Genomic DNA, 11,438 nt, shown 5'->3' with positions numbered 1-11,438 from the left:
GTCTGTGGTTACTTTTTTGGCCAGCTCACCGCTTAAATAGAGAAATTCATTGGCAGAACCCGCCATAACTACGTTAACCAAGAATAAATTACCTTGGGTTATCTGGGTTAGCTTAACGAAATCGGCTTTAATTTTTTCCGACAATCGATCCACTCTTTCCTGAAGAGATGTATTTTTCGTTAGCGTTAATTTTTGTAGTGAATCTGCGGCTTCGTTGAATGCTCGAATAAAGCCCATGTCGGGTTTCATCAGATATTTCAGCATCGCATTTTCTGCCCGAATAAGAAGCGTCTTTGCCTGTTCTTCAGAGGCAGCAGAGATATCTCCGTTTGTTTTAGCGTCACTCAGTATCTTTTCCAGTAACGTAATATCAGATAGGGTGCCTCTTGCTATAAGGTTATCCCTTTCAGAGCGCGCATCGACAACTTGAGTAAAATTCTCCTGATAGGCGTTAAGGTGCTCCTTCATTCTTGAAAGGATATGGTTGTCTTCCTGTATTTCCTTGTCTTCGTCTACCAGGGCTAACTTGTCGAGTTTGGTGTTAATAGTCACCATGAGTCGACTGAAGCGAGTAATGGCTGATTTGCTCGCATTCTCTTTGAATATGAGCACGTTGCGCTGTAAGTCCACCACATCCCGTTCAAGTTCCTTAACAAGTGCAACATCAACTACTGCCTTTGACGCTGATGCCACGCCTTTGTTTAGGACTTCTTGGTTTTCTCTAGCAATAAACCCCTGTGCCAATATAAGCGCTATAAGAGCGAGTAGCACGGTGATAAGCTGAATTCGAATTGACGATAACATGTGAACTAAAAAAGCCTTATTCCATTAACGTTATGAGTTTTTACTTAACGCAACATTATGCAGTGATGAATTCGTACCACTTCTGCAAACTGTATTCGTAGGTTGGCATAACGGTATTCCATACGGCAACATTACTAAAACGCTCTTCATAACTCCCACCAGTGCGCTGGGCGCCTTGTCTAACACTAATATTTCCGTCGGGCCCTTTAAGCGGCTCTGATGCTACTTGCCCTTTGTACCAGTAATTCCATTCGGCGTCTGAAAGATATTGAGCTGAACGTTTAGGGTTGGAAATATAATAGCCCTGTCTGGCAATAAATGCGCCAGGCCACCCCGACAGCCACCAATTCATATATTCGTAAGCCACGTCCTTTATTCTACCTTGTGTGGCAGAGGACATGCACATTACACCGTGCCATCCGCGATAGCCTTCTTTCGGTGCTGCAAACGTAACCGGAATATCTTGACCGTTCAGTGCAGAGACCGCAGGCGAAAACATGCTTTCGATTGCAACCCGTCCACTTTTCATGAACTCAACAGATTCAGGGACCGAGGTCCAGAATCCATTGAAATGGTTTAACTGATTCAACTCTATAAGTAAGCTAAACAAATCATCAAGCTCATACTCGGTCATGGCACCGATATCTTGGAATTGAATGAATCCTTTAGCTTGTGCGGCAAGTGCTAAATCGAAAAGTCCGATAGTGGGGTCGTTAACTATGCCCACTTTTCCTGAATAGCGACTGTCTAAAAGCCAGCCCCAGCTTTCTTCTTGCCCTTGCAGTTCGTTGGGTAACTTTGATGTGTCGTAGCCAAAAGAGTCAACATTGTGCACATAAGGTAAAAAACTAATTGTGTCAGTATGGTTTGCGCCTAGAGTGCCGTCGTCCTGTACGTTAATAATTTTATGCGGTGCGTCGCCAGCGCCCATTCGCGCGTTCTCGGTAAGTTTTCCGGTCTTGCTTAAATCGTTTATTTCTTCCCAATACTGAAGGCGTTTCTTCTCTATAGGCTGAATAGCGTGAGCGCGCCACAATACATTAATGCTATTAGACCACTGCTCATAAAGGTCGAATGACGTGGGGTTCATCGACGCCTTTTGAAGAACGGTTGCACTGCCACCCGGCTCGAACTCAATATTAATGCCTAAGTCTTCTATGGCGCGCTGACGAATGGCTTCTTGAAGCGTGACATGGGTGCCTAATACGCGCAGCGTCGGTTTTTCTTTTCCGATTGAAAAAGGGGTAATGCCCGCAGTAAGACCAAAGGCGAGACCGCCCTTTAACAAGGTACGGCGCTGGAAAGAAGAAGCGACGTTTTTATCTGAGTTTGAAGGCATTAACGTACGTCCATAGTAAACGATGACCCTCCATTATTCTGGCATCTATTTCATAGAGTTACCAAAAAATGTTACCCCATAGTTAAAAATAAAATGTTGCTTTGACATATTTGGTAACACATCAAAATTAGCGAGTAGTTAAATTTTGTATTATAAAGATATCAAAATGATATCAAAGGTGAGTGGTATGAAAGAAAAGAAAGGGTTTTCGGTAAATGGTTATTTGATGATCTGTGTTTTGCTAGTCGCACAGGTTGCTACGTTTTTCTATGCAGTGTCGGGTAACCCCGAAGCTGGTGTAATTCTAAGCGTTTTAGTGGGAAGTTTGTGGTTGGGCTATTTCATGGTGCAACCCAACCAAGCTAAGGTCATGACGTTTTTCGGCAGCTATGTAGGTACTGTCTCTGATGTTGGATTACGCTGGACAATTCCTTTGTTCCGTAGAGCTAATATTTCTTTGCGCATAAGAAACTTTGAAAGTGCCAGAATTAAAGTTAACGACAATCAAGGAAACCCCATTGAAATAGCCTCTATTGTCGTGTGGAAAGTGAGCGATACTGCTGAAGCAATGTTTGACGTAGACGATTACGAAAGTTTTGTGCGAATTCAAAGTGAGTCCGCGATCCGCAATATGGCAAGTAGCTTTCCTTACGATCCGCGTGACGACGAGCAAGCGGAAGTCGCACTTCGTAGCCACCCAATAGAGATATCAGCGCGTTTACAAGAAGAGATCCAAGCTCGCCTTGCGAAAGCTGGGATCACAATTTTGGAGTCTCGTATCAGCCACCTTGCCTACGCGCAAGAAATCGCAAGTGCCATGCTTCAGCGTCAACAAGCATCAGCTATTGTGGCTGCCCGGAAGCAAATTGTAGATGGTGCTGTGGGAACCGTAGAAATGGCACTTCAGCGATTAAATGAAAAGGGTGTAGTAGAGCTTGATGAAGAGCGTAAGGCGACGATGATCAGCAATTTATTAGTTGTGCTGTGTGGTGATAAGTCGACGCAACCGGTTATTAATACAGGTACAATCTACTAGCTCGTTTTTTTAATTTAAGTTTGAAATTGTAGTGCCGCAGCAATGCACTGCGGCACATAAGGTTTGTAATTTTGGCAAAGAAAAAAGCGTATCCACTTAGGATAAATGAAAATGTACTTGCCGCCATGGAGCGATGGGCTGCCGATGACTTGCGCAGTGTAAATGCGCAAATAGAGTATGTATTAAGACAAGCACTAGTGAAGCAGGGAAGAGTGAAGCTAGTAGAAAAGGTTGTAGTAGAGGTTGAAGAAATAGACTCCACTCAAAAAGATAACTGAACGCGAAATAGCAGGGAATCAGCTATCTTTTCGATATGATCGTCACTAGCTAAGGCTTAGATATTCCGCTTGATTCTGCGTCTAACAAGTACAATGCCACCTAATAGACACAGTGGGAGTAAAGACCATGCTCCGCCATGCTCTTCTACTATGACTACCGTATCTTCAACCACATATTCATTATTTTCACTTTCAAGGGGAAGATAGGCGAGTGCGCTGTCATCATAGGCATCGGTATACGCCACAAGCATTTCGGTATCTGCATCATAAAGCTCTAATAGAATGTCGTACTCACCGGGCGGATAGCCAGAAACTAATGTGCTTTCAATGGTAAAGGTATCTGTTGAGTCTTCTGAGTAAATGTAAAATTCAGACGACACGTGAATAGACTCGTAGACGTCGTTTTTGCCCAAATACAGGACCGCGTATACTGGCGCGCGAGTGAAAATGGTGTCGGCGTCAAACTCAATCGAAAACGTGGAGTGATAACCATCGTAATCAATGTCTTGCTCAAGCGTTACCCAGCTTTCATAAATCCAAAACTCATTAATACTGCTGACTACGATATCGCTAGAGGACTTACTCACGGCCAAATGCTGTTGATGCTTACCCGCCTTGGTAAGGGACTGTTGATCAGTCTCAACGTCATCAACAGCTTGAGAGATTGTTTCTTCGCTTGTCAATGCACCAGAGGTTTTAGGCAGCAGCGATTCAGCGGCAACAAATGGTTTGTCGTAACGGTATTCGTTAGAGGTAACGTTTTTGTTTTGTGCGCTATTTTCGGTACTGGCATGCACAGGTGACATAAGCGCAAGCTGTATTGTTGCAATAGCAGAATATGTAGTAAGTGAGAAAAGTAGCTTTTTCATCTGTCCATCCTTTTCCAATCGATAATGACAGTGTCATTGTTGACGGAAAAAGATGAACAAAAGCTGAAGGCTAACTTAACGCCTTCTCAGTTAAAACGGTGAGTGTGCCTTAGAGATCAGTCGTCGAAGTAGTGATCTTCTTCTTCGTATTCACCTTCTTCACGCGGCTCGAAGTAAGTACCCCAACCGTCGTAGGTTACATCATGCTTGTCGGCAATTTTAAGCAAGGTGTCAGAGTCCGCATTAAGTTTTTCAATATCTAGCTTTCGCTCTGCAACCGCGTCGAAGCAGAAAATGGTTTCGCCATCATCAAGAATAAGCTCTTCTGCGTCGGTGACTTCAAAACCAGCTTTAAACGCATCAACAGCTGCCTTTTCTAGCACGTCGAAGTCAGTGCTGGCGAAGTGGTGCTCAATGGTATAGTCGGCATCGGCTTGGCTGCCGTCTTCTAGAAGGGCATCAATAGTTTCTTGGTTAAACTCGTACCACTCTTCTCTTTCATCGAACTGGGTCATATTAAACACTCGTTAGCAATTTTGACGCAAGTTTACCTGCTTTTTTCCAGTTCATCGACCTGTGTATTAAGCGCATCAAACTTTTGTTTCATTTCATCGTTAAAATGCACCATCCACTCTTTAATTGTCTTGTCTTCGTTCAAAGCCTGAGGGGCGGCAATATCAATAAGCACAATGCCGTTATCCCAACGGTTCCATTTTACTTTATTGTGCAAATTGCTGGCGGTTACCATGACGACAGGCTCGTTGGTGGTCTTAGCTAGGCGAAACGCACCTTGTTTGAAAGGTAATATGCCCCTGCCATAGCTTCGTGTACCTTCTGGGAATAGCCATACCGACGTTTTCTTTTTCGCAATGCGTTTTGCAGCAATGTCGAGTGTATTACGGGCTTTACCTGAATTCTTTCTGTCAATCATGATATTGCCTGACAACCAATATATTTGGCCGAAAATAGGGATCCACTTTAAGCTCTTTTTGCCAATGGTTACCACGCCGGGCAATGCAGCTTTACAGATAGTGATAACGTCGAAACTGTTTTGATGATTGGCGATGTAAACATAGGGCTCGTTAATTTTAACCGCAGGATCTTTCTTTATAATAATTTTGAGACCTACGATCTTAGCCATAAGTGAATACATACTACCCGCAATATGCACGTTATCTTTGTGAAAAGGTCGTGCGATACAAACAATTAGCAGAACGATGTTAATGAGTAAAAAAGCGATAAAAAGTGCCGGAATGCGGAATAAAGCGATCAAAACAACTCCTAGATACAATTGACGCGCGCAGTATAGATGAAGTTTCAGCGTACACTTGTCCGATGAGTTTTTACAGTGCGGAAGGTATAGTTGAGCAATAAGTTGGAAACGTGGCTATGTTTCTCACCTTTAGTATGAGGAAATTTTGCCGATACCCAATTACAATAATAAAAAGCGCAATCGAACCTAACTCGGTAACCACTATATGCAGACATTTACTCCAGACGACCTAGAAGAAGATATTCTTGCTGACCTTATGGAGGAAATAAACGAACTCTATGAATCAAGTGAACAAACCTTGATTGAACTAGAGCTTCGTCCGGAAGACAACGAATTGCAGCGTGCTCTGTTTCGCTCAATCCACACCATTAAAGGTGATTTAGGCCTGGTTAATTTCTCGCCCATGATCCCGCTTTTGCAGCATGTAGAAGACTTGCTAGATTATTTGCGCAAAGGGCAGGTGGCGTACACATGTACTATGAGTGACTTGGTATTGCTTACTATGGACAGAGTAAAAGCCTTCGTAGAGGCTGTAATGGCCAGTGGCAAAGCCGAGTACGATGACAACCTTCACAATCAGCTGGTTTTAGCCATCGGTCGTGTGACACCTGAAAATACTGCTGAGCATGAAAAACGCCTTACCGAAGCGGTCTTATTACTTAACCCCGCGTTAGATATTGTTGCGGATGAAGACGACCCACAAAACGTTCAGATAAAGCCCCCTACGTTAGCGGCTACAGGTATCCCTAAAGATATTAGTAGTGAAAAGAAGCAAGATATTCTATTTTTCCGCGACTTAATGCAAACCATTGAACGCCGCTCTAACTACTGGTCTGGTCGTGGTGATCGCATTGCCAAACTGGCTATGTATATTAACGATGTGGCCGAAAACCCTATCGACGAAGATCAGCTTGCCGTAGCCAGCTATGTGCATGACTTCGGAATGGCCTTCATGCCATTGAAGCTTTTGCACAAAGGCGATGCGCTAAGCGATATCGAATTTAATCTTATGCGCTCTCATGTGTATAAAAGTGCCCGTTTGTTAGAGCACCTAGATCAATGGGATATGGCGCGCAAAATCGTGATGCAGCACCATGAGCGTACTGACGGAACAGGTTATCCATTGGGGCTAAAAGAAGACGATATATGTGAAGGTGCGAAGTTATTAGCCATTGTTGATACCTACGATGCAATGACACACCCAAGAGCGCACAATGAAAATAACGTACTTTCCAAAAAAGAGGCGGTGATAGAAATAAATCGAAGCGCCAAAGGCCAGTTTAGTATGAAGTGGGTAAGGCATTTCAATCAGGGAATGACGGCGCTATTGTCGAAAGGACATTAGGTTGCAAGCCGCTCATAAGCTAGCAGTGAGTTCCCTGCTAGCTTACGGCGTAATCATTAGGGTTAGTTCACACCCAATTCTTTTAACTTTCTTGTTAGGGTGTTTCTTCCCCAACCTAAGCGTTTAGCCGCATCTTGTTTGTGGCCATGAGTGTGCTGAAGTGCTCGCTCTAGCATAATTCGCTCAAACGTCAGCATCGCGTCGTTAAGAATATTGTGATGGCCGTCGCGAAGCTGTTTATCGGTCCAGCTTGCCAATAAATCTGGCCACTCACCCGATTCAGCGCTAGGTTTTTCAATACTGCTATCGCTGTGAATTTCTGGTGGCAGATCGCTGGGCAGTACTTCTTGACCGCTAGCCATCACCGTTAACCAGCGACATACGTTTTCTAGCTGCCTTACGTTTCCAGGCCATGGTAGCTGAGACATTACGCGCTCAGCGTCTTTCGATATGCTTTTAGCTTCTACATCAAGTTCTTTGGCTGCTCGGCGCAAGAAGTGACGGGTTAGTAACGGAATATCTTCGCGGCGCTCGTTAAGTGATGGAAGGTGCACTCGGATAACGTTTAAGCGGTGGAACAAATCTTCCCTAAACTTACCTTCAGCAACCCTTTGTTCTAAATTCTGGTGAGTTGCAGCAATGATGCGTACGTCCACACTCACTGATTGATGGCCACCGACACGATAAAACTGACCGTCTGCAAGCACGCGTAAAAGGCGGGTTTGTACATCTAACGGCATATCACCTATTTCATCTAAAAACAGTGTACCGCCGTCGGCTTGCTCGAAGCGGCCTTGGCGAGCTGCCTGGGCTCCGGTAAACGCGCCCTTTTCATGGCCAAATAGTTCTGACTCTACAAGGTCAGCAGGAATGGCGGCCATATTGAGGGCGATGAAAGGTTTACTTGCTCTTGGGCTGTGCCTGTGAAGGGCGTGCGCGACAAGTTCTTTACCCGTACCCGATTGCCCGTTAATAAGCACGCTAATTGAAGAGCGCGACAGGCGACCTATGGCACGAAATACTTCCTGCATGGCAGGTGCTTCGCCAATAATTTCCGTTACTACGTCTTCAACTTGCGCTTTAGATACGGTGGACTGCTCTCTGGAATGTGCCAGCGCCCGCTGGGTTAAGGTGACAGCCTCGTCGATATCAAATGGCTTTGGCAAATACTCAAAGGCACCTTTTTGATATGCGTTAACTGCGCTGTCTAAATCCGAATGCGCCGTCATAATGATAACGGGGAGCATAGGGTGCGAAGCATGTACTTCGTTCAGTAACGTCATGCCGTCCATTTGTGGCATTCTTATATCTGAAATGATGACTTCAGGGGCTTGGCCGCTTTGAAGTTGAAGCAATAAATCTTCAGGGTTTTCAAAACTTAAGCAGCTGATATCTGCTGCTTGTAAGGCCTTTTGCAGCACCCAACGAATAGAACTGTCATCATCGACAATCCACACAGACTCATTCGTCATCGTCTGTCTCCTTACGATCTATTGGTATGTAAATTACGAACTCAGTGTGACCAGGGTAGCTATCTACATCTATTTTGCCGCCGTGGTGGTTTATAAGGGTTTGTGAAATCGACAAACCCAGCCCAGAGCCATTTTGTTTGCTTGTGACCATGGGGTAGAAAAGAGTGTCTTTAACTTCAGCAGGAATGCCTGGGCCGTTATCTATAATTTTTATTTTTGCTACCAGCGCATGACGCTTCGTTTGAATTGTCATTTGGCGCTCTATTCGCGTTATTAACCTGATTTCTGGGTTAGGCGTTTGGCTTTCTGTTAATGCCTGAACGCTATTTCGCACAATATTAAGTACCGCTTGCTGAATCATGTCGGGATCTAGCATAAGCGGTGGAATACTGGGGTCATAATCACGGATTATGGTGATAGGATTATCTGAGTCAAAGCGCATTAAGCTGCGGATTTTTTCAAGAGCTTGGTGCACATTGCTTTCTTCAAACCGAGGCAGTGAATTTGGCCCAAGTAAGCGATCTACCAAGTTCCGTAGCCGATCAGACTGCTCGATGATCATGCTAGTGAATTCTTTGTGCTCATCAATTAGCTCTTTCTCTAACAACTGTGCCGCGCCGCGAATACCACCAAGCGGATTTTTAATCTCGTGAGCCAGACCGCGAACCAATTCCCGTGCTGCGTAATGCTGCGCGTTTTGTAAAGTTTCTCGAGAAATTCGCTTTTGCTGGTCAATCTTTTTAACTTCAAATAGCAGTCGTGGGCCGTCTTCGAAGTGCAAATTGGTAACGGTTAGGTCGGCAGATACATAGCGGTTATCTCGAAAAGCCAACTTAATTTCGTTTTCGGTGAAATCTTCACCTTTTCTGATGGCAGCTTTCAGTCGGGTGGTTTCTATTGTGCCCGGCAAGAAAAAATCTTGAAGTGGATGCCCAATAAGTTGTTTTAATCCAGTCTCAAACAAAGCTTCACCAGCGTGGTTGGCATAAACAATCGTAAGTTTGTTGTCTACCATTACCAGTGCGGTATTTAGGCTATTGATTAGCTGTTGTGTTTCTAACTCGGTGGAATGCATCCGAGCTCGTCTCCTTTGCACCATAATTGTGCATTGTAGCTTGCAATGATGCGTTGCGCGAATAAAGAGCTCAAGAAGAAATGTTCACTGAACCTCTATGGTGCGCATACATAACAGTGGTTGCACGCTATTAGTTATTAATTAACGCCGATGCCTGATGCAGGTAAAGGGTTTGTAATGGAGACGATGCAAGAGTCTTGCCCGTATTGTTCGTGAGTTCAACTTTATAAGTATGTGCCCCACGATGGATACCAGAAAGCTTAAAGACGCCTGAACTATTGCTAGTTAATGGGGCGTCGTCAAAAATTAATCGGTAGATTGGCGCTTTGGGTGCACCAGGTTGTGCGGCAGAGATAGTGAATTCACCCAAGTTATTGCGAATTGTCGCTTCTGGTGCAGGTGACTTAATGACTACGCGATAGTTGGGCTTGGGGGCAGCCGGCTTCGCAGGGGGAGGTGAGGTAACCTTTGCCGCAGTTACCACATTCTGCGTTTTGACATCGAAAGCTAGTGCTTCAGCGTTTTGCTGCGGCTTGTCAGTGTAAGTCACAGAGCCGTCTTTACCTACCACCTTGTATATGGTCGTTGGAGAAGCAGTTGCAGTTGATGTTGCATTGCCGCTTTGTCCGGTTTCGCTTTCTTGTGCTTCTTGCTGGGTACTTTCTTGGCTCAGCATTTCCGCTTGCACAGGCAGTAAGCCGTTGCCGCTACTTAGTAATAGCGAAATTAAGCAAATGTGTCGCGTCATGTTGTGCACGTGTCGTTACCTAATCAATGTGGTTTTGGCTAGCTGGCTAATTCACATAGCTTGCTACGTTTGGCTTATTGATAACCTCTTTAGATATATGCAAATGCAAGCGGGGCAAAGCCCTGTGCGCAGTTGATGCAGCATGAAAGAGTATTCGTTAGCATAGCTATAAAAACATAGTAGATAAATCGTACGCATAAAAAAAGCCCGCAGAGCGGGCTTTAGTATAAATTGCTATACAGTGCGGATTTACACGCTGTAGTACATGTCGAACTCAACTGGGTGAGTAGTCATGTTAAGTTTAGTTACTTCTTCAGACTTAAGGTCGATGTATGCATCAATCATGTCGTCAGTCATAACGCCACCTGCTTTAAGGAAGTCGCGGTCGTTATCAAGGGCTTCAAGCGCCATCTCTAGCGAGCTTGCAACTGTTGGAATTTCAGCAGCTTCTTCTGGCGGTAGGTCGTACAAGTCTTTATCCATTGAATCACCAGGATGGATCTTGTTCTTAATACCGTCGATACCGGCCATAAGCATAGCGGTGAACGCTAGGTATGGGTTAGCTGTTGGGTCAGGGAAACGTACTTCAATACGACGCGCTTTATCGCTAGTTACGTGAGGAATACGAATAGACGCAGAACGGTTACGTGCAGAGTATGCAAGCATTACCGGTGCTTCGAATCCAGGAACCAGACGCTTGTATGAGTTAGTAGAAGCATTAGCAAACGCGTTGATTGCGCGTGCGTGCTTGATGATACCACCAATGTAGTAAAGTGCTTCTTCAGAAAGGCCTGCGTACTTGTCACCCGCAAAGATGTTTACGCCATCTTTAGAAATAGACTGGTGGCAATGCATACCAGAACCATTATCGCCAACAAGCGGCTTAGGCATAAAGGTAGCAGTTTGACCGTATGCGTGTGCAACGTTGTGAACAACATACTTGTAAACTTGGATTTCGTCAGCTTTCTTAACTAGCGTGTTAAATTCGCAAGCAATTTCGTTTTGGCCAGCAGTTGCCACTTCGTGGTGGTGCGCTTCGATAACAAGGCCCATTTCTTCCATAACTAGGCACATTGCAGCACGGATATCGTGCGCAGAGTCCACTGGTGGCACTGGGAAGTAACCGCCTTTAACGCCAGGGCGGTGTGCCATGTTGCCGCCTTCAAACTCTTCGCCAGAGTTCCACTTAGCTTCAGAAG

Annotated in this window: 11 protein-coding genes and 1 pseudogene; 3 read left to right on the top strand and 9 right to left on the bottom strand. The window is 44.9% G+C overall.

Annotated features, from left to right (window positions below; all coding sequences use genetic code 11):
- A pseudogene (locus BIZ39_RS18470) lies at window positions 1-804 on the bottom strand (hybrid sensor histidine kinase/response regulator); the annotation flags it as partial.
- A gap of 55 nt (window positions 805-859) precedes the next feature.
- On the bottom strand, window positions 860-2,143 hold the full coding sequence (locus BIZ39_RS18465; protein WP_187447672.1) for a PotD/PotF family extracellular solute-binding protein: 1,284 nt from the start codon (window positions 2,141-2,143) through the stop codon (window positions 860-862).
- Between the two features lie 187 nt (window positions 2,144-2,330).
- On the opposite strand from BIZ39_RS18465, the gene BIZ39_RS18460 reads away from it, so the two are divergent.
- Together BIZ39_RS18460 and BIZ39_RS18455 are read left to right on the top strand one after the other, a co-directional pair.
- Window positions 2,331-3,179, top strand: a complete 849-nt coding sequence (locus BIZ39_RS18460) for an SPFH domain-containing protein (RefSeq protein WP_014950598.1) — start codon at window positions 2,331-2,333, stop codon at window positions 3,177-3,179.
- 71 nt (window positions 3,180-3,250) lie between these two features.
- The gene (locus BIZ39_RS18455; protein WP_039235341.1) at window positions 3,251-3,457 is read left to right on the top strand and encodes a hypothetical protein; all 207 of its coding nucleotides are present in this window, start codon (window positions 3,251-3,253) and stop codon (window positions 3,455-3,457) included.
- 56 nt (window positions 3,458-3,513) lie between these two features.
- Here BIZ39_RS18455 and BIZ39_RS18450 read toward each other — a convergent pair whose 3' ends face one another.
- The 3 genes from BIZ39_RS18450 to BIZ39_RS18440 form a co-directional block, all read right to left on the bottom strand.
- Window positions 3,514-4,326, bottom strand: a complete 813-nt coding sequence (locus tag BIZ39_RS18450) for a choice-of-anchor H family protein (RefSeq protein ID WP_187447671.1) — start codon at window positions 4,324-4,326, stop codon at window positions 3,514-3,516.
- A gap of 116 nt (window positions 4,327-4,442) precedes the next feature.
- Window positions 4,443-4,841 carry a ribonuclease E inhibitor RraB gene (gene rraB / locus BIZ39_RS18445; RefSeq protein ID WP_014950594.1) on the bottom strand — a complete coding sequence of 133 codons (399 nt, stop codon included), beginning with the start codon at window positions 4,839-4,841 and terminating at the stop codon, window positions 4,443-4,445.
- A gap of 32 nt (window positions 4,842-4,873) precedes the next feature.
- On the bottom strand, window positions 4,874-5,599 hold the full coding sequence (locus BIZ39_RS18440; protein WP_061095802.1) for a 1-acylglycerol-3-phosphate O-acyltransferase: 726 nt from the start codon (window positions 5,597-5,599) through the stop codon (window positions 4,874-4,876).
- Window positions 5,600-5,804: 205 nt separating this feature from the next.
- Between BIZ39_RS18440 and BIZ39_RS18435 the strand changes: the two genes are divergently transcribed.
- Complete coding sequence (locus tag BIZ39_RS18435) at window positions 5,805-6,944, top strand: HD-GYP domain-containing protein (RefSeq protein ID WP_187447670.1); 1,140 nt, start codon at window positions 5,805-5,807, stop codon at window positions 6,942-6,944.
- A 62-nt stretch (window positions 6,945-7,006) separates the two neighbouring features.
- On the opposite strand, the gene glnG is transcribed toward BIZ39_RS18435, so the two are convergent.
- The 4 genes from glnG to glnA all read right to left on the bottom strand — a co-directional run.
- Window positions 7,007-8,416, bottom strand: coding sequence for a nitrogen regulation protein NR(I) (gene glnG / locus BIZ39_RS18430; RefSeq protein WP_187447669.1), 1,410 nt, complete (start codon window positions 8,414-8,416; stop codon window positions 7,007-7,009).
- Window positions 8,406-9,491: a nitrogen regulation protein NR(II) gene (gene glnL / locus BIZ39_RS18425; RefSeq protein ID WP_014999423.1), complete on the bottom strand. Its 1,086-nt coding sequence runs from the start codon at window positions 9,489-9,491 to the stop codon at window positions 8,406-8,408. Before glnL ends, glnG begins: the two co-directional genes overlap by 11 nt.
- 130 nt (window positions 9,492-9,621) lie before the next feature.
- Window positions 9,622-10,248, bottom strand: a complete 627-nt coding sequence (locus BIZ39_RS18420) for a DUF4124 domain-containing protein (RefSeq protein WP_187447668.1) — start codon at window positions 10,246-10,248, stop codon at window positions 9,622-9,624.
- A 240-nt stretch (window positions 10,249-10,488) separates the two neighbouring features.
- Window positions 10,489-11,438 (bottom strand): type I glutamate--ammonia ligase (glnA, locus tag BIZ39_RS18415; protein WP_187447667.1); only part of this gene is annotated, 950 nt, incomplete at its 5' end.

The sequence above is a fragment of the Alteromonas sp. BZK5 genome, assembly GCF_014349115.1.
GTDB classification, from domain to species: Bacteria; Pseudomonadota; Gammaproteobacteria; order Enterobacterales; family Alteromonadaceae; genus Alteromonas; species Alteromonas macleodii.
Note: the sequence above shows the minus strand (reverse complement) of the source record. Positions and strands in the feature narration are given on the sequence as shown.